The sequence below is a fragment of the Epibacterium ulvae genome (assembly GCF_900102795.1).
In the GTDB taxonomy this organism is placed as follows: Bacteria; Pseudomonadota; Alphaproteobacteria; order Rhodobacterales; family Rhodobacteraceae; genus Epibacterium; species Epibacterium ulvae.
The window spans coordinates 1-17,082 of sequence record NZ_FMWG01000021.1 but is presented as its reverse complement, the minus strand read 5'-3'; the positions used below and the strand labels follow the sequence as shown (position 1 = coordinate 17,082).

Here is a 17,082-nt window from a genome sequence, read left to right as displayed (position 1 = left end):
TGTTTTCCTTACGATTTCATCAATTCACTGATTGCCGAACGAACGCGCTGATCTTCGGTTTCAAGAAAGCTTTGTCCCATTTCATAGGCACGTTGGATTTCGATCATCCGGGTTATTTGACCGATGGCGTTTACATTGGACCCTTCAAGAAACCCCTGGTGAACACGAGACTCGAAATTGTCTTGGATCTCGCCTTCGACGCGGAACATGACGCCGTCTTCACGCACCATCGTGTTGACGTCTTCGGGAACAAAAAGACCGATCTGTCCCAATGGGTTCCCATCGGCACTTAGAGTTCCATCCTGACCAAAGTTGATTGATTTTGCATCTGCGGGCACAAAGACCGGGGCGCGTCCTGCGTCCAGAACGCGGTACCCGTCCATGGTGACAAGATCGCCCGCAGCATTTGGTGAAAAAGCCCCCGACCGGGTCAGGCGCTGCCCCTGAGGTGTTTCAACCATGAAGTAGGCTTCACCTTCGATAGCAAGATCAAAGGTACCTCCTGTTTCGGTTAGTGCACCCTGTTCAGCAGAGGTGTTGCGAATGTTTGCCCGCGACATCGAGATGGATTCGCGCCCCGGAGCTGAATTCACAAATTCTGAAAAGATCAGGCCTTCCTGCCGGTATCCTGTGGTCGCAGAGTTTGCGATGTTATTCGCGACAACACGCATCTCTCGCATCAACCCAGTTTGACGCGAGAGCGTTGTATAACTGCTATTCATCAGGAACCTCCCGAAATTATGGGCACGATATGGCCATTGAAGTAAGCAACTAAGGTCTGTGTCATGAAGCCCATGGAGACCCAGAAAACGACAACAATAGCCACGAGTTTAGGGACGAAGGTCAGGGTCATTTCCTGGATCGACGTCAAAGCTTGGAACAGCCCGATCATGAGGCCTACAACAAGTGCTACAGTTAGAATTGGGGTCGACATCAAGATTGCGGACCAAAGCCCCTGTCGTAATGTGTCGTAGAATAGCCCTTCGCTCATCATCGGATTAGACCGGCATCCGCAGGATTTCTTGATAGGCTTCTACGACCTTGTTGCGCACTGTAACTGCGGTCTCTACTGCAAGTTCTGTTTGGGCCAGAGCCTGAACCAGCGCGTGTGGATCACCCGAGCCTGTCATTGCTTGAACAGAGGTTTGCTCGCTTGTTTGTAGGGTGGCCGCGAAATCTTCAAAACTTGCCTTCAGTTGTTCACTGGGAGCAGGGGCTGTGTAGCTTGGATCAATTTTGGTCGCGGGACGGGCTGCATTATAGCCAGTGGCGGCGGAAAGACTGCGAATATCCATTCTGGATCTCCAATTTTAAAATTTATCTGCGTAAAAGGTCCATCAGGGAGGCGGACATTTGGCGGGTTTGGTCAAACATTTTTAGGTTGGCTTCGTAGCTGCGCTGGGCTTCGCGGGCGTCGGCAATCTCGATCATCAGATCCACGTTTGAGCCGTTGTAATGGCCCGAATCGTCTGCCATCGGGTGGCTTGGGTCATAGATCTGTGTGAGATCGCTACGGTCCAGAATGACGCGCCCGACGCGAACCTGCTGAGTATTTGTATTCAGCTCGCGCACTGCTTCAAACGGAACGGATTTCCGACGATATCCCGGCGTATCCGCGTTTGAAATGTTTTCTGATACATGACGCAATCGATTGGCTTGTGCTTTCAGACCGCTTGCGGACACAGTTAATGACTTTGCAAATTCACTCATTGCAACACCTATTGCTTGCCGAGGCTTGTACGAAGGATATTCATCGAGGAGCGATAAATCGCGAGTGCCCGATCATGCTGGCGTTTGGCTTCAACGCCATTCAGGATCTGTTCTTCGATTGAAACTGTGTTTCCGCTTGGATCCGCATTCGAATCATCGGTTGTGATGGCCCATTGCATCCCGTTGGCCGACCCATTGAGATGGCTCGCACGGGTTGAGATCATATCGCCGGACGTGGTGCCGCGACGTGCAAAAACCTCGGTGAATGGGCGAATATCTTTGGCCTGGTAATCTGGCGTATCAGAATTTGCGATATTCTGAGACACCAGAGCCTGCCGCGTCCCGGCATGGGTCGCCATTGCATATGAGATCTTAAAAACGTTCAGTTCTGTGAACACGGGGGCTTCTCCCTCGAATAATTTCAATCAAGGCTTAACCCCGATTCCTTTAGAAATTGTTTTCAGAGGCAGATTGGAGAACCCGAGAATGATCCCCGAACTAAAAGCGCTGACCGAAGATCTCGCATCAAAAAACCTATCAACTGAGATGGGCCGTGTGCATGGGGTTTCGGATGGGGTGATCAAAGTCACCGGTCTGTCACGAACTGCACGCATCGGAGACCGAGTCTTATTGCGGCGTGCTCCCGGAGATGAGCTTGCTGGAGAGGTGATGAAAATCGACGGAGAATTTGTGAGCATGCTGCCGGATACGGCGCCGGATCGCATTCGCATCGATGATCTTGTTCTTTTGCATCCCACACAAGATTTTGCTCCTGCAAACAACTGGATAGGTCGTGTGATCGATCCGTTCGGACAGCCGCTGGATGGCCGGCCTATGCTGCGTGGAGAAAGCGCACGCAATTTGATGGCTCCACCACCAAAAGCGGCTGCGCGGCGTGGCTTGGGGGAGCGGATGTCAACCGGACTGGCCCTTTTGGATACAATATTACCGATCGTGGAAGGTCAGCGCGTTGGCCTGTTTGCAGGTTCAGGTGTGGGGAAGTCTACGCTGCTTGCGACGCTTGCAAAATCGATGAAGGCTGATGTCGTAGTGATGGCGCTGATCGGCGAGCGGGGACGGGAAGTGAATCACTTTGTAGAGCATGTTCTGGGTCCAGAAGGTATGAGTCGCGCAGTTGTTGTTGCCGCAACTTCTGATCAATCTGCTCTTGTTCGGCGTCGTTGTGCATGGTCTGCGATGTCTGTTGCAGAACATTTTCGTGATCAGGGAAAAACTGTTTTGTTCTTGGCAGATTCTGTAACGCGATTTGCAGAAGCGCACCGAGAAATTGCAGTGGCATCTGGCGAAGCGCCTGCACTACGGGGCTATCCGCCTTCGGTTACGCCGCTGATCACCGGGCTGTGTGAGCGCGCTGGACCGGGTGAAGGCAATCAAGGTGACATTACAGCTGTCTTTAGTGTTCTGGTGGCAGGATCTGATATGGACGAGCCGATTGCCGATATTTTGCGCGGTGTGCTTGATGGGCATATTGTGCTCAATCGGGAAATTGCCGAGCGCGGGCGCTTCCCAGCGATTGATGTGTCACGTTCAGTGTCACGCAGCTTGCCTGCAGCAGCGACGCCAGAAGAGAATACGCAAATCATGGAAGTCCGTAAGTTTCTAGGGGCTTATGAGCAAAGCGAAGTGATGATTCGGGCAGGCTTATATTCACCCGGCAATGATGTTGTGCTGGATCAGGCGGTCAAACTTTGGCCAGAACTTGATGCGTTTTTTGGGAAAGAGGCGCTTGACGGGATCGAAGGCAGTTTTTCGCGGCTCAACTTGTTGTTGCGGCGCGCAGGTCGCTAATCTGAAGCAGATATGATGATCTGGCATGTGCACTTGACCAGATCATCATAATGCAGGGTTATTGTTGTAAAAGGCGAGATTGCAGCAATGCGATCTTTTCTTTCTTCAGGCGATTTTTCTCATCCTTTGCCATCGTTTCAACCGCATGCTTACGACCGAATGATTTTTTCAATCGTTCCATCGCCATCATCTTCTGGGCGGTCGCCTGTGCCAGTTCAATGTTAAGTTGCCGTTTGGTGCGTGAGTGCCATCCCTGCCATAACAAATCTGCGCCAAGGGCTTTCATTGGTAAATCTTGCCCCACCTGTGCTTTGCTGTCCTGAAGCTGGGCGTCCAATTTGGCGATGTTTCCGCGCAGGCGTGCTTCATTGTCCAAAATCGGCTTAATTTTTGCATGTTCCTGCATGTATTGTGCGGCAGTAACGGCGACCATCTGTTCAAGCATTTTCTGTTTCATCAGATTCTACCCTTTGCTTTTTTGCGCATTTCTTCTGCGAAACGGATAGCAGCTGCGACGGGGGCGTAGTGTTCTTCGTGAATTTCCTGGCCAATCTCAACAGTTGCAAAGATTGCGCGTGCCGTGGGAGGATCACTGTGAATAGGCACGCCGCTTTCCTGTGCCTTTTGGCGGATCGCAGCGGCGATTTCATCGACGCCTTTTGCGACACAGGTTGGGGCTGCACCTTTTTCTCGGCTCCATTGCAGAGCAACCGCGTAGTGCGTTGGGTTGACGACAATCACATCCGCGTCGGGGACCGCTCCCAACATCTGGCTGAGCGCGATTTCTTGCCCTCTTTGACGGCGCTGCCCTTTAAAGTGTGGATCCCCTTCGGAGTTCTTTGTTTCATCCGTGATTTCTTTGCGCGACATCATGTTTTTGCGTTTGTGATCTGCATGCTGGAAGGCAGCATCAATCACCCCAATGGGCAGAGAAAGCAAAATGGCAATAATCAGGAATTCCATGGCCAGTTTTGCCAACAGCATCATGACAGATGTGGCACCTGTCGCAGAAGAGGCAATCATTTCTGGTAAGCGCCAATAGACGAAGACACCAAGGCAGATAGAATAAAGAACAAGCTTTAGGAAACTCTTGCCGAATTCAAACAGGCCAGACCGGCCAAATTTGTTTTTAGCATTTGAAATAACAGATATTTTGGAAAGCTTTGGCTTGAGCCGCTTGGGAGCGAACACAAAGGCTTTTTGTGCCAGAATTGATAGGAAAACCAAAACGAACGGAATAGCGAACCACGGAAGCAGTGACAGCATGGTTGATTGCAATAGCATCCCAACTGGGGCGGTTGCTGTACCATCGAAAAAGACTGCAGCCATTCGGTCTGGTTGGTCGAGAAAGGTCATCAAGATGCTGCCAAAGCGGGTTACAACGCTTTCGCCAGCTGTGTACAGCGCGATGGTAAAGCCTATGTAGGCCGCCGCGACAGACAGGTCGACGGATTTAGGGACATTGCCCTCTTCCCGCGCCTTTTTGAGTTTCTCGGGTGTCGGGTCAAAGGACTTATCAGAATCGTCGTCTTGTCCGCTCATTGCATCCCCGCGCCTGGGTCTTGAAGGAACATAAACAAACCATCCCGCCAGATCTGCAAGATCATAGGGCTTGCTACCATTAGGATGAAAAGACCGCCAAAGGTGATCAAGGGCGCACCAACGAAAGAGACCATCAATTGTGGCATGGCACGGTTAATAACGCCAAGCGCGAGATTGTAGATCACAGATGTGATTACAAAGGGTGCAGCAAGGGTAAAGGCGAGGTAGAAACTTTGCGAAACCCGATAGACGCCCCAATCTGAAAGGCCAGAAGCTGCTGGAAATTGTCCCACGGGAAACATTTCATAGGAATAGATGATAAATTCGGCGGCGCGCACATGCAGTCCCATCATCACAGCTAATGCTGTTGCAGATATCATCAAGATAGCGCCCATTGCAGGCATTGCTTCGGCACCAATTCCGCCCAAAACTTGCGACAACGAAGTGCTTTGTGCGGCCATGGTGCCGGCAGTCTGAATGGAATGGATGAAAAAGCGGATCGAAACCCCCATTGCCAGGCCAATGATGGATTCGCTTGCTGCAAAGCTAAAGTAGTGCAATGGCCCACTTGGTGCGTTCAGCGCTGGGATTGCTGGTGCGACGATGAGCGTAAAGACAATCGCGACCGCCAATTTTACGCGCATCGGGACATACATTTCTCCCACTGCTGGCAAGACGGAAACCATCGCACCTACGCGCAAAAACACGATCGCTGTATGCCAAAAGCCTGCGCCCATAAGGGCGACAAGCTCTAGTGGCAGAAAGTCGAGGTTCATGCGGGTACCATTCCAACAAGCGCTGGTTGCGCTTCCAACCCGATTTCTTCGAAGGACAAGACTGGATTTGTAATGCCGCGGGCTCTGAGAATTGTTTTTAGGTAACGGCGCCGGCGTGTGGATGTGACAACAGCGGCAAAAATACCCTGTTCTGTTACAGTTGTCAGCCGCTCGTTCAGCCCATCTGCAAGACGGTTAAACTGATCTGGTGGCAGGGCGATATCCAGCCCGTTCCCCTGTGCGTCAACTTGATAAGTTGCAAATGTTTCTTCCCATTCTGGCGCAAGTTGCACCAGTGGAATAGTTCCGTCTTCGCGCTTCATTTCCGCAACAAGCTGGAACCCGAGACGTTGGCGAACATGTTCGCAAATCATTTCAGGCACTGGTGTGTGCTGGCGTGCCTCTGCGATTGTTTCCAGAATCAACGGCATATTTCGAATCGAAACACGCTCTTCAAGCAACAGTCTCAGAACTGAATGCAACGTATCCATCGGCACTTTGTCTGGGACAAGCTCATCCAAAAGTTTGCGGTTGGCTTCGGCCCGGAATTCGTCTGACAGTTGGGTCATCTCGTTCAGCAAGCGCCGCAGAGATTTCAAAGTCAGCAGACGTGGGAAATTGACCTTGATGACTTCAAGAAGGTGAGTCGCCAGAATTTCTGGAGCCGAGACGACCGTCGCTCCGACCAAGTTTGCCTGTTCTTGATGTTTCTCGGAAATCCAGCGCGCAGGTGCCCCATAGACGGGTTCTGTTACGTCGGTGCCGGGGGGCAGTGCCTCATGATTGTCTGGCATAAGCGCAAGCATCATATCAGGGTGTAGTGTCCCGCGTACCTGCTCAACCCCTTGAACTTTCACAACATATGTGCCGTTTTCCAGTTCTGGCTGATCACTGAGACGTATTTCTGGCAAGATCAGCCCATAGCTCGTTGCCACATGGGTACGCATATTCGCGATCCTAGCGTCGAGACCAGTGCCGGTATCAAGCACCATGCTCACGAGATCAGGTGCAAACTCCAGGTGCAGATCATCAAGATCCAGCACATCCCCTAGCGCTTTGGTTTCAGGTGGTTGCGCGGTTTCCTCCATCTGTTCTTCGACAGCGTTTTCGGCCTCTTGTTCGATGGTTTTATATCGTTTGAATGCCGCATACCCGAGCGCGCCTCCGCCGACCATAAAGGGAATGAAGGGCAAGCCGGGGACCAGCGCAAACATCACCATCATCACCGCAACTGTGGCCAACGCAGCGGGGTGTTTTCCGAATTGGTCGAAAAGCGCAACATCGGTTGCGCCGGTTGCGCCACCGCGCGCCAGCAAAAGCGCAGCCGCGATCGAGATGATCACCGAAGGGATTTGTGAAACAAGGCCATCGCCTACTGTGAGAATTGCATAGGTTTCGAACGCGGTGCCGATAGGCATACCTTGTACGAGAATTCCCATGATCAGACCCATCACGAGATTCAAAAGCGTGATCAAAAGGCCAGCAACAGCGTCACCTTTGACAAATTTTGATGCACCATCCAACGAGCCAAAAAAGGTGGTCTCTTTTTGATCCAACTCGCGGCGTGCTTTCGCCGTCGCATGATCGATGGCGCCTGCACTCATGTCGGCATCAATCGCGAGCTGCTTACCTGGCATTCCGTCTAGGGCAAACCGGGCGCCGACTTCAGCCATCCGTGCGGCGCCTTTTGTGATGACCATAAAGTTCACGATCAGCAAAACGCCAAAGACAACGAGACCAAGGAACACACTGCCGCCCATTACAAACTGGGCGAAGCCTTGAATGACGTTTCCAGCAGCGTCTGTGCCTGTGTGTCCCTGGCCAATGATTAGCTTGGTCGAAGAGACGTTGAGCGATAGGCGCAACATTAGCGATGCTAGAAGGATTGTTGGAAAAGAAGAAAAATCCAACGGCCGCTCGATAAACAGCGTGATTGTGAAGATCAGAATGGCTAAGGCGAATGATGCTGCAAGCCCTACATCCAGAACCCATGCGGGCATTGGTAAGATCATCATAACGATGATTGCCATCAATGCGAGAGCGAGTAGGACAGTCGGACTGAACAGTTGTTGTACGGTGAGTTTAGGCACAATCTACGCCTCTCGTTGCGCAAAGCAATCATTGGACACCCAGCAAAGGGCGGCCAACGGGTGCGTATGCCTTTGATTTTTATGAGAGGATTTTACACGGAAGAAATCCGCGACATTTCCAACAAGGGCTGGCCCTGCTGGTTTAAAATAGCGGTACAGATTGCGTTTATACGCGCAACGTTTCGAATCTATTTGTGGCATTCTGCCCATTCCAAATCAGGTTTCACCCGACCTCGAAGGTAAAGGGATAGGCTTTACAAAGTATTACGACGCAAATCAGCGGCCATTGTTTCCAACGACCGCTGATCCATTTCTAAATTGTGAGATTGCTTATTCTTCTTCAACCTCAGGCGAGACACGATTGAGAAGATCCTCAATGCGGTCGCGTGTTCCTATACTGCTTTCAACCAGAGCCCGAGCTTCGGCGAGAGGAGGCATGCCTTCAGGATCTTTGGCGATTTCATCGATTTCCGTTGTGACCGATGCTAGCGCACCGTATCCTAACTGTTCGGCATTTTCGATCTCATCGATGGCCTGATAATTCTCAGAGAGCCAGAAAACCCGTGCGGCTTCGTCGGCCTCTTGCTCGGCGAGCAAGACTTCACCGGCGCGTTTATAATCACCATTTTGTCGCAGGGCTTGTGCTCGCAGCTGGTTGGCTTCTGAGCCATCCATCTCTGAGAGTTCATCCAGCGCGGTTTGAGGGCTTTCCATTCCAAGAGCTGCCTTCGCCATCATGAGTTTTCTCGATTCTGTTTGCTCCTCCAATGAGAGTTTCTTGAGAATCGATTGCGCAGCTTCTGAGAACCCAAGAGCCAGAAAACGTTCTGCCATTATATCCGCCACAGGTGTGGCTTCTGGAACTGTCGCCTCTTTGCTGAAGGGCAGTCCGTATTTTAGGAAGGTGATATCATTGGCGCGTTCCGTGAGGAGCGTGAACAAGGGTGTTGTCGCTTGTGCACGTGCCACGGGTCCATCGACATTTAACAATTCCCCAAGCTGATAGAACGCATCTTCAAAACGGCCTTCAAGTGAAAGCGCGGAAACCTCTGCCTGTCTCAATGCAGCACCTAGGTCCGTTTCGCGATTCTCAACTTCATAGGAGGCAACGAGCTCAGGAATGTCTGGCAACAGTGCGCGGCGTTCTTCGAAATGTAGATTGATCAAATCAATCAAAGCTTGAGGAGTATTTTCGCTGCGAGCAGCCACCTCTTCGGTCAGCTCATCCGCGACGGTATCTGTGTCACCTGACAGTTCCGCTAACGCTGCTTCGGCCAGATTTAGTTCAGGAACATGTTCAACGCCTGTGCGTTCAAGGGAACGTAAAGTCGCCTCTGCCATGTGCTTTTCACCAAGTTGCGAAAACAGGGTTGATATACGGGGGCCTAAATGCACCCGCAGATGCACCGGCAGCTTTGCATAAGTGAGCTGAATGGCTTCAGCATCGGCATTTTTCTTGACTTCGCCTTCAGACAAAGCGGCCCAAAACGCTGCATGTCCATCGCAGACCTGTTGCCCTGAAAATGGGTTGTTTTCGCCCACATCGCGGGCATCCAGAAGATCGGCCATTGCGAGTAGATTTTCGTATCCTTTGGGTTTTTCCATCAAAAGTTCCAAAGTCATACGCGCTTCGGCCCCGAATCCGAAAAACAGGTAGGTCTTTGCAAGCTTGTGTAAAGCTGACTCATCAAAACGGTCAAATTCACCTACCATCATGCTACGGTACGCGCCGATTTGTTCAGAAAATGGTTTGTCACTGCCCCATGTGTGCACAGCCAGATCGTCATTTGGTAGGCAAAGCTGTTCTTGGGCGTCTTTGCTTGGCCGATTGGCATATAGACCGGTTTCGCGGTCAATGGATGAGGTCACCGCAACATGATCCAGAGGATTGAGGGGACGGTCTCTTGCTCCAAGAGGGTCCAGGCTAAAGTTTGTTGTGCCATCGTTGACTTCGGTTACGACAAGATCCAACAAACCCTGATTGGTTGCACGGCCAATCTGCTGCAGCAATCGACGTTCAGATTCGCCAACTTTTGCGGCGCGGGAGGCCTCCTCCATATTTAACAGCTGACTAATCGGTGGTGTCGGAGGGGCTGTTGTTTCGACAGTTTCAACGGCTTCTTCTACCGGTTCAATAGGGGCCTGTTGTTCTTTAACTTTTGCCACTTGTGGCGTCTGCGGCGAGACCTTTTCTGGCGCTGCCTGTGAGGCTAGAGCAGATGCTAAATTGGTTGCAAATTGCGACCGGGCGATGGCGTCATGGTCAAGTTGGGCCTCTGCTGGGTCGTCAAATGCAAGTGGCAGTACACCACTTTCGGGCTCATATTGTGATGCCCCTGACACTTGGCCACGTACATCAACAACCAAATATCCATTGGCCATCACATAAGACTGAACTTCGCAATTGCACCCCATTTCAATACGCAAAGGACGACCTGCTGCGGCTTGCGACAGGTTTGCAATGCGACCACGAGGGATCAAGTTGAAAACTTGAGATGTATCAAACACGGTATCTGTGCCTGAAATGTTTAAAATGGCACTGCGCCCATTCTGGGTGAGTGACCAATCTGCACCTGCAGGAAGGCGCATGACGAGACGTGAAAACCCGTCATGCTCCCCTGATCGTGCGACAATCGTTTCAGCCTGTGCGGCTCCGAGAGGAGCCAGCGTTGCCAGAGCGATTGTAAGTGCGCGCCAATTCATGCTGCGTCCTGTTTCACCGATTTCAATGCTTCTTCCAGCTCAGAAAAGCCGGGCCGGAAGTGTGATGGAGTGTTTTGGCGACCAACCTCGATACAGATTGCGGCCGCGTGGTTGTGGAGATTCGCGACAAGAACTTCACGAATAAGCTGGTAGAAATGTGCGTCCTCTTCGGTGACCGACTTCACTTTTGCAGCAAAAGGACCAACCAAAGCATAAGCCAAGAAAACCCCCAAGAACGTACCGACCAAAGCACCACCGATCATCTTACCCAGAACTTCGGGGGGCTGGTCGATCGAGGCCATCGTTTTCACGATACCCAGAACCGCCGCAACAATCCCAAGAGCAGGCAAGCCATCTGCCATGGTTTGCAGCGCGTGGCTGGAATGCATGGCGTGGTGATGATTGGCTTCAATCCGCTTTTCCAGAACTTCTTCAACCTGATGAGGATCATCATAGTTCATAGAAGCAGATCGCATTGTATCGCTGATAAGATTGACTGCTTCCTTGTCCGCGAGAATCTTTGGATATTTGTTGAATATCGAAGAATTCTCAGGGTCTTCAATATGTTGCTCTACTTCAACAGGGTTGGCTTTTTGAATGCGCACCAGTGCAAAAAGCAGACATAGCAAATCGCGATAATCTTCAGGCTTCCATTTGGGGCCTTTAAACACTTTGCCCAAATCTTTCAGGGTGTGTTTTACGCCACCCATGTCATTACTGATCAGAAACGCGCCAACCGCCGCGCCTCCGATCATCATTAGCTCAAAAGGCAAGGCTTTGATGATGATGCCCATTTTACCACCTGCAAGCAGGTAGCCACCGAACACCATAACAAAGATGATGACGATACCGACTATACCGATCATGGGTTAACTCCGAAAATCTATTACTCTCTAACAGGCTAACTGAGTCTTCTTAAGAAAGGCTAAGCGGTCCGTGTTATTCCTTTGGGACAGCACCATTCCGTCCGGCAAAGACAACACTGATGGTATATGCGGCTTCGGGGCTGAGACCTGCCATAATACCTGCGGCTGCATCCGGACGCATACGTGCGAGGAAACCGGCTGCAAATGTTGCATCCATTTCTTCAAACAAAGCGGCTGCATCTTTGGGCTTCATCTGTTCGTATACTGTGGTCAACCGGTCGACATCTGCCTCGGTCGCCCCGTCAGCCATTGCAACAGTGGCCTTTAATTTCGCTTCTGCATCTTCAAGCGCCGCAAGCTTTTGATCAATTGCCTGATCTGCAATTTCAAGAGCCTTCATGCGATCTTGAATTTCTGCTTCTCGTTCAACCAGACGAGCTTCCCGCTCTTTGAAGGCCATCAGCATGGTTTGCAATTCTGCGGATGAGGGCATGTCAGATTTCTGCATAGCGTCTTTATGCATATCATCTGCCATTGCAGGTTTTTGCATGCCCGCAACTTCCCGTGCGATCGCTGGGCCTGCTTCTAGGCCGATTCGTACCACCGCTGAGCCGACAAGGAGCGCCGCCAAAGCAAAAAGCGCGCCGCTGCGCGCGCGATTTGCCGATGTTTTCTTGGTTTTCTTACCCATCATGCCACCTGATTCTGGCTGCGGTTGTGACGAACAAACATAAGGCCGGCTGGCTTTGCTTCTTCTTCGGGTTCGGCTTCAGCCACGGGCTGTTCCTGGCTGTCTGCTTCATAAGCTTCTGCCAAAGCATCATGTTCTTCTGCGGCCTGAGCTGTCGGCGCTGGTGCTGCCGTCGTTTCTGGCAAATCATGCATTGAAGCCATCATCAGCTCGAGACGTTGTGCCACTGATTCGGCGCGACCCGTGAGCTGTTCCAGCGCTTTGCTGGAACCATTTGAGATGCTTTGAGCATGATGCAAAGACTTATTCAGATCATCGACTTGCGACGATAGTACTGCAACAGCACCGCCAACACCTTTTTCGAGATCATTAAAACGTTTCAGCCTGCGCGACAGCACAAAGCAATAAAATCCTGCGCCAAGCGCCCCTGCGGCCAGCAGGATATCAGCAATAAGGTCCATCCTGTCCTCCTAGTTCAATACGAAATCCATAATCAGCAAATCACGCACCCGACCCTGGCCGGTTGCAATATTGATTCGCCGCAACATTTGCGATCTGAGCTTTGGCAGCGCCATCGGATCTGTCAGATCCTCGACCTCCAATGCTCTGAGATAGCTGTTTAGAATATCGACAACCCTTGGCAGGATTTTCTCTACCTCAGCTTGATGGGCAATATTAACCTCAAGCTGTGCACGGAACCGCAGGTGGTTCAGACCGCTTGCATTGCGCAATGCGATCACCAACGGATCCATATCAATAAAGGCAAGGTTTGCGATTTCTTCAGCACTCTCACCTGTGTCCACGCCTTCTGGCGCCGCTTCGGTCGCATGCTCCTCTGCAGGAGCTGCTTTCTGACCAAAGGGAAGAAGGCCTGACGATGCGGCGAAAAATCCGCCGCCGCCGCCAACCAATGCAAGAACCACCCCAATGATGAGGGGCATCTTGCTTGCCTTAGCTGGGGCTTCTTCTTCTGTATCAACTACAGCGTCTGTCATGGCTATCCCTAATTCGTCGTGTGATCTCTTCATAACCTGAGAGGAACTAACCGAATGTTAAGGCCGATGAGGGAAAAGGGTTGCACACCGGACAGAAAGACGGTGCGACGGAGGTTTATTGTGCAGCAGATTAAAGATGTCTGGGCTGGACTGGATACACGAAAACGAATGATTGCTGTGGGCGCCACGGTATTTATGTTTTTGAGCGTTTTCGCGATGTCCCATTTGGCGAACAAGCCAACCATGCAACTACTTTATGCCGGGCTTGAAAGTGGCTCTGCAGGTGATGTTGTGCGCGCGCTTGAGCAGCGCGGCACAAAATATGAAGTACGTGGAGGGTCTATCTATGTCCCTTCCGAGAATCGCGATGAGTTGCGATTGACGCTCGCCAGTGAGGGCTTGCCCGCAAATGGTGGGAAAGGCTATGAATTGCTGGATACGCTCAGCGGTTTTGGTACGACATCGCAGATGTTTGACGCCGCTTATTGGCGTGCAAAAGAAGGGGAGCTGGCGCGTACGATCGTTGCGAGCCCCCATGTCACGCAGGCGCGCGTGCATATTGCCAACACCGGCAGCAACCCGTTCCAAAGAACAGTGGAACCTACCGCATCCGTGTCGGTGACGCCTTTGGGGTCGCCAATCACACCTGCGCAGGCCAACGCGATTCGTTTCCTGGTCGCGTCCGCTGTAACCGGCCTTGCGGTTGATAATGTTGCAGTGATTGATGCCAATGGCACTCTCATCGGCTCACCCGAAGCAGCGGCCGCTGCAGGGGCGGGCAATGACGACAGGTCACAGGCGATTCGAGATCGTGTTATGCGTTTGGTTGAAGCGCGTGTCGGTAAAGGCAATGCGGTGGTTGAAGTGAGCGTTGAAACAGTCACGGATACAGAATCGATCCGCGAAAAGCGCGTTGATCCTGAAAGCCGTGTCGCTGTCAGTACAGATGTAGAAGAACGCGCTGATTCTTCGACCAATCAATCTGGTGAGGTGACAGTTGCTTCGAATATCCCAGACGGGGACGCGTCCTCGGGTGAAGGGTCAAAGGCGAACACAAGCGCGACACGCGAACGTATCAACTATGAAATCTCTGAAACTGAGAAAGAGATTGTCCGTGGTCCGGGCGCGATTAAGCGGCTCACCGTTGCGGTTTTGGTCAATGGATTGAGCGTGACCGGTGATTCAGGAGAGGCGACTTTCCAAGAACGCCCAGCAGAAGAGCTGCAAGCGCTTCATGATCTGATTTCAGCGGCTGTTGGTTTCAGCCCAGAGCGAGGGGACATCATCACGCTGAAATCGATGGAAATGCCGGTGAATGAACCGCAGGGCACCGTTGTGAATTCATCCTTCCTCGACAATGTCTACATCGACACAATGTCGCTAATCCAAATGGCAGCTTTGGCGATCGTGAGCTTGGTTCTGGGTCTGTTTGTTGTGAAACCTATCCTCACCTCGAGTGCTGGTTCCGGCGCGCCTGCTCTTGCTGGGCCGGGGGGAGCCGTTCTTGGCGATGATGGCGAGCTTGGTGGCCTTCCGGCACTGGACGGACCTGACTTTATGTCCAACCCGAATCTTGGTGAGGGAATCGCGCTGGATGGAGAGATTGAAAACTCTGAAACTGGAGCGTTTGAACCTCTTGGCGAATTAGGCGGCATGGGCGGTGGCCTTCCAATGCTGGGTGGTGGCGGAAGCGGAGACCCCGTTGATCGCCTGCGCTCGATGATTGGTGAGCGCCAAGAGGAGACAGTGCAAATTCTCCGTGGTTGGCTAGAAGAAAATGAGGAGCGCGCATAATGACTATTGCACACCTTCTTGAAGACTTTGGTATGGCAACCAGCGCTCCTCCTGAAGACCTAGGCGTTTCCGAAGAGGTTGTAGAGGCCACACGCCTTGCTTCTTTTGAAAACGGCTATAGCGCGGGTTGGGAAGATGCGGTTGCTGCAAAAGACAAAGAGGCCACTCAAGTTTCAACCAACCTGGCGACGTCTCTGGAAGATCTGAGCTTCACCTACCATGAGGCGCAATCACAGCTCATTGAAGCTTTGGATCCAATGTTCAAAGTCCTGACCAGTGCTGTTTTGCCTGACGCTATGGCGGCCTCTTTTGGCCATCATATTGTCGATCAGCTTGCTGATATGGCGCGCAGCCAAACAGATCAGGGTATGGAAATTGTTGTTTCTGCGGGAGAAGGTGCACCGGTGCGTGCACTTTTGTCTCAGGAATTTTCTGTCCCGGTAAAAGTGCAGGAAGACAAAGACCTGCAGCCGGGGCAGGCTTATTTGCGGGTCGGTGCAACCGAACGCGAACTAAACAGCGATGGGCTGATCGAGTCGGTCAAAGATTCGGTTGATGCCTTCACCTATCATTTCAAAGAGGAAAGCCAATATGGATGAGGCTGCAGATCTGAATATGAAAGCCACAGATGCGGGCAATCCCTTTGTCTCGGTCCCTGTTGAGGTGGTCGTTTCTGTCGGGAAGGCGCGACCGTTGATTCGTGATCTTGTCACGCTGGGCGAGAACGCGGTGCTTACACTGGATAAACGTGTCGAAGATCCGGTGGACCTATATGTAGGGGACCGTTTGGTCGCACGGGGCCAGTTGGAAGAAATGGAAGGCGATCAAGCCGGGCAACTGGCTGTTCGTTTGACAGAAATAGCAGATCTTCAAAACGGGCTGGGATGAAACATTTAAATTTATGGGGCACATTCTTGGCAGTCGTCATCGTTTTGACTCTGCCAGGTGCCGCCGTGGCTCAAGAATTGAGTCTTTCGCTTGCAGATGGTCAATCTATTTCTGCGCGATCCATTCAACTGATCTTGTTGATTACAGTGCTCAGTGTTGCACCGGGCGCTCTGATTATGATCACCTGTTTTCCATTCTTGGTGACAGTATTGTCGATTCTTCGACAGGGAATTGGTCTGCAGCAGTCCCCTCCAAATATGATGATGGTGAGCCTTGCGCTCTTCCTTACCTATTTCGTGATGGAGCCTGTATTCATGGACGCTTGGACCAATGGCATTAGTCCGCTTTTGCAAGAACAGCTGGAACCAGGCCCAGCGATTACCCGTAGCCTAGAACCATTCCGTGTTTTCATGGCCAATCGGCTAGACCCCGATACCTTTTATGCGATTGCAGATCTGCGAGAAGAAACCAGCGGGATTGATCCCACACCTGAAGCACCTTTGTCAGCATTGATCCCCAGTTTTATGCTTTCTGAACTGTCTCGTGCGTTTCAGATCGGGTTCTTAGTCTTCTTACCTTTCCTGATCATCGATATGGTTGTCGCAGCTGTTTTGATGTCGATGGGGATGATGATGGTTCCTCCCGCTGTGGTCGCGATGCCGTTCAAACTGGCATTTTTTGTTGTTGCAGACGGCTGGTCACTGATCGCTAGTGCTTTGGTGCGCAGTTATCACCCATAATGGGCGGATATTATGCGCCACGGCTGTGGGTCTTTGACCGCAGCCTTGCCATTAGATAGCGGGCTCGGTCAATCGTGGCCGCAACACCGTGTATGCGAGCAACGAGGTTCGGAATATTTTTATAAGTACTGTGCTTATGTTCTCACCGACTGTTGTTTGTTTTATTTAGGTCTCTAAGCGATTGATGTTGGGTTATTTTTGTTATTTTTTGTAATTCTGTCATTTTTCTTATGATTAGGGGTTGCGAGTCGGTGTTAGTAGGTCTAGAAGGCCTCTCACCGGCGGCGCTGAGGCGCACAACGGGGCGGCGGAGACGCTGCTAGGGACGCTCCGGAGAGACGGGGATTGACGGATCGGAGAGACGATTTGACGCTTAGGAAAGACTGGGGCATTTGGAGAGATTTGGTGGCTGTGTGCGCTGAGAGATTGGCGTTACGGTCCTGTTTTTGACCTCTGGGTGTTTGCTCTTTGACATTGA

At 51.7% G+C, this 17,082-nt stretch carries 19 protein-coding genes; 5 read left to right on the top strand and 14 right to left on the bottom strand.

Annotation, left to right across the window (positions count from 1 at the left end; all coding sequences use genetic code 11):
- Positions 1-8: 8 nt before the first annotated feature.
- The 5 genes from BLP79_RS19005 to BLP79_RS18985 are packed head-to-tail and all read right to left on the bottom strand — an operon-like array spanning position 9 to position 2,108.
- Positions 9-722, bottom strand: coding sequence for a flagellar hook-basal body complex protein (locus BLP79_RS19005; protein WP_408607961.1), 714 nt, complete (start codon positions 720-722; stop codon positions 9-11).
- Entirely contained in the window at positions 722-994 is a 273-nt protein-coding gene (gene fliQ, locus BLP79_RS19000; protein WP_090221268.1) for a flagellar biosynthesis protein FliQ, read from the bottom strand. The genes BLP79_RS19005 and fliQ overlap by 1 nt, the downstream gene beginning before the upstream one ends.
- A gap of 4 nt (positions 995-998) precedes the next feature.
- The gene (fliE, locus tag BLP79_RS18995; protein ID WP_090221267.1) at positions 999-1,295 is read right to left on the bottom strand and encodes a flagellar hook-basal body complex protein FliE; all 297 of its coding nucleotides are present in this window, start codon (positions 1,293-1,295) and stop codon (positions 999-1,001) included.
- 22 nt (positions 1,296-1,317) lie between these two features.
- Complete coding sequence (gene flgC / locus BLP79_RS18990) at positions 1,318-1,710, bottom strand: flagellar basal body rod protein FlgC (protein WP_090221266.1); 393 nt, start codon at positions 1,708-1,710, stop codon at positions 1,318-1,320.
- A gap of 8 nt (positions 1,711-1,718) precedes the next feature.
- A complete protein-coding gene (locus BLP79_RS18985) occupies positions 1,719-2,108 on the bottom strand; it encodes a FlgB family protein (RefSeq protein ID WP_170830519.1) in 390 nt (129 codons plus the stop codon).
- An 88-nt stretch (positions 2,109-2,196) separates the two neighbouring features.
- Here BLP79_RS18985 and BLP79_RS18980 point away from each other — a divergent pair, with 88 nt between their 5' ends.
- Positions 2,197-3,519 carry a FliI/YscN family ATPase gene (locus tag BLP79_RS18980; protein WP_090221264.1) on the top strand — a complete coding sequence of 441 codons (1,323 nt, stop codon included), beginning with the start codon at positions 2,197-2,199 and terminating at the stop codon, positions 3,517-3,519.
- Between the two features lie 58 nt (positions 3,520-3,577).
- On the opposite strand, the gene BLP79_RS18975 is transcribed toward BLP79_RS18980, so the two are convergent.
- The 9 genes from BLP79_RS18975 to BLP79_RS18935 all read right to left on the bottom strand — a co-directional run bounded on the left by BLP79_RS18975 (position 3,578) and on the right by BLP79_RS18935 (position 13,182).
- Entirely contained in the window at positions 3,578-3,976 is a 399-nt protein-coding gene (locus BLP79_RS18975; RefSeq protein ID WP_090221263.1) for a hypothetical protein, read from the bottom strand.
- Positions 3,976-5,061 (bottom strand): EscU/YscU/HrcU family type III secretion system export apparatus switch protein, encoded by a 1,086-nt coding sequence (locus BLP79_RS18970; protein ID WP_090221262.1) that lies wholly within the window; start codon positions 5,059-5,061, stop codon positions 3,976-3,978. The genes BLP79_RS18975 and BLP79_RS18970 overlap by 1 nt, the downstream gene beginning before the upstream one ends.
- On the bottom strand, positions 5,058-5,837 hold the full coding sequence (locus BLP79_RS18965) for a flagellar biosynthetic protein FliR (RefSeq protein WP_090221261.1): 780 nt from the start codon (positions 5,835-5,837) through the stop codon (positions 5,058-5,060). Before BLP79_RS18965 ends, BLP79_RS18970 begins: the two co-directional genes overlap by 4 nt.
- On the bottom strand, positions 5,834-7,867 hold the full coding sequence (flhA, locus tag BLP79_RS18960; protein WP_408607963.1) for a flagellar biosynthesis protein FlhA: 2,034 nt from the start codon (positions 7,865-7,867) through the stop codon (positions 5,834-5,836). Before flhA ends, BLP79_RS18965 begins: the two co-directional genes overlap by 4 nt.
- A 390-nt stretch (positions 7,868-8,257) precedes the next feature.
- Positions 8,258-10,630 (bottom strand): hypothetical protein, encoded by a 2,373-nt coding sequence (locus tag BLP79_RS18955; protein ID WP_090221259.1) that lies wholly within the window; start codon positions 10,628-10,630, stop codon positions 8,258-8,260.
- The gene (gene motA, locus BLP79_RS18950; protein WP_090221258.1) at positions 10,627-11,496 is read right to left on the bottom strand and encodes a flagellar motor stator protein MotA; all 870 of its coding nucleotides are present in this window, start codon (positions 11,494-11,496) and stop codon (positions 10,627-10,629) included. Before motA ends, BLP79_RS18955 begins: the two co-directional genes overlap by 4 nt.
- A 73-nt stretch (positions 11,497-11,569) precedes the next feature.
- Positions 11,570-12,187, bottom strand: a complete 618-nt coding sequence (locus BLP79_RS18945) for a MotE family protein (protein WP_090221257.1) — start codon at positions 12,185-12,187, stop codon at positions 11,570-11,572.
- On the bottom strand, positions 12,187-12,648 hold the full coding sequence (locus BLP79_RS18940) for a hypothetical protein (RefSeq protein WP_090221256.1): 462 nt from the start codon (positions 12,646-12,648) through the stop codon (positions 12,187-12,189). The genes BLP79_RS18945 and BLP79_RS18940 overlap by 1 nt, the downstream gene beginning before the upstream one ends.
- A gap of 9 nt (positions 12,649-12,657) precedes the next feature.
- Positions 12,658-13,182 (bottom strand): flagellar basal body-associated FliL family protein, encoded by a 525-nt coding sequence (locus BLP79_RS18935; RefSeq protein WP_090221255.1) that lies wholly within the window; start codon positions 13,180-13,182, stop codon positions 12,658-12,660.
- Positions 13,183-13,302: 120 nt separating this feature from the next.
- On the opposite strand from BLP79_RS18935, the gene fliF reads away from it, so the two are divergent.
- Genes fliF through fliP form a run of 4 tightly spaced genes read left to right on the top strand, consistent with a single transcriptional unit; the run spans position 13,303 to position 16,604 of the window.
- A complete protein-coding gene (fliF, locus tag BLP79_RS18930) occupies positions 13,303-14,976 on the top strand; it encodes a flagellar basal-body MS-ring/collar protein FliF (protein WP_090221254.1) in 1,674 nt (557 codons plus the stop codon).
- Positions 14,976-15,575: an ABC transporter ATP-binding protein gene (locus BLP79_RS18925; protein ID WP_090221253.1), complete on the top strand. Its 600-nt coding sequence runs from the start codon at positions 14,976-14,978 to the stop codon at positions 15,573-15,575. Before fliF ends, BLP79_RS18925 begins: the two co-directional genes overlap by 1 nt.
- Positions 15,568-15,864 carry a FliM/FliN family flagellar motor switch protein gene (locus BLP79_RS18920; RefSeq protein ID WP_090221252.1) on the top strand — a complete coding sequence of 99 codons (297 nt, stop codon included), beginning with the start codon at positions 15,568-15,570 and terminating at the stop codon, positions 15,862-15,864. Before BLP79_RS18925 ends, BLP79_RS18920 begins: the two co-directional genes overlap by 8 nt.
- On the top strand, positions 15,861-16,604 hold the full coding sequence (gene fliP, locus BLP79_RS18915) for a flagellar type III secretion system pore protein FliP (protein WP_090221251.1): 744 nt from the start codon (positions 15,861-15,863) through the stop codon (positions 16,602-16,604). The genes BLP79_RS18920 and fliP overlap by 4 nt, the downstream gene beginning before the upstream one ends.
- Positions 16,605-17,082 lie beyond the last annotated feature (478 nt).

Excerpts from the sequence above, each read along its gene's own strand:
- BLP79_RS18925 (WP_090221253.1), top strand. The coding sequence starts at position 14,976 with ATGACTATTGCACACCTTCTTGAAGACTTTGGTATGGCAACCAGCGCT.
- flgC (WP_090221266.1), bottom strand. The coding sequence starts at position 1,710 with ATGAGTGAATTTGCAAAGTCATTAACTGTGTCCGCAAGCGGTCTGAAA.
- BLP79_RS18970 (WP_090221262.1), bottom strand. The coding sequence starts at position 5,061 with ATGAGCGGACAAGACGACGATTCTGATAAGTCCTTTGACCCGACACCC.
- BLP79_RS19005 (WP_408607961.1), bottom strand. The coding sequence starts at position 722 with ATGAATAGCAGTTATACAACGCTCTCGCGTCAAACTGGGTTGATGCGA.
- BLP79_RS18935 (WP_090221255.1), bottom strand. The coding sequence starts at position 13,182 with ATGACAGACGCTGTAGTTGATACAGAAGAAGAAGCCCCAGCTAAGGCA.
- BLP79_RS18955 (WP_090221259.1), bottom strand. The coding sequence starts at position 10,630 with ATGAATTGGCGCGCACTTACAATCGCTCTGGCAACGCTGGCTCCTCTC.
- motA (WP_090221258.1), bottom strand. The coding sequence starts at position 11,496 with ATGATCGGTATAGTCGGTATCGTCATCATCTTTGTTATGGTGTTCGGT.
- BLP79_RS18980 (WP_090221264.1), top strand. The coding sequence starts at position 2,197 with ATGATCCCCGAACTAAAAGCGCTGACCGAAGATCTCGCATCAAAAAAC.
- flhA (WP_408607963.1), bottom strand. The coding sequence starts at position 7,867 with ATGGCAATCATCGTTATGATGATCTTACCAATGCCCGCATGGGTTCTG.
- fliE (WP_090221267.1), bottom strand. The coding sequence starts at position 1,295 with ATGGATATTCGCAGTCTTTCCGCCGCCACTGGCTATAATGCAGCCCGT.
- BLP79_RS18965 (WP_090221261.1), bottom strand. The coding sequence starts at position 5,837 with ATGAACCTCGACTTTCTGCCACTAGAGCTTGTCGCCCTTATGGGCGCA.
- BLP79_RS18920 (WP_090221252.1), top strand. The coding sequence starts at position 15,568 with ATGGATGAGGCTGCAGATCTGAATATGAAAGCCACAGATGCGGGCAAT.
- BLP79_RS18975 (WP_090221263.1), bottom strand. The coding sequence starts at position 3,976 with ATGAAACAGAAAATGCTTGAACAGATGGTCGCCGTTACTGCCGCACAA.
- fliP (WP_090221251.1), top strand. The coding sequence starts at position 15,861 with ATGAAACATTTAAATTTATGGGGCACATTCTTGGCAGTCGTCATCGTT.
- fliQ (WP_090221268.1), bottom strand. The coding sequence starts at position 994 with ATGATGAGCGAAGGGCTATTCTACGACACATTACGACAGGGGCTTTGG.
- BLP79_RS18945 (WP_090221257.1), bottom strand. The coding sequence starts at position 12,187 with ATGGGTAAGAAAACCAAGAAAACATCGGCAAATCGCGCGCGCAGCGGC.
- BLP79_RS18940 (WP_090221256.1), bottom strand. The coding sequence starts at position 12,648 with ATGGACCTTATTGCTGATATCCTGCTGGCCGCAGGGGCGCTTGGCGCA.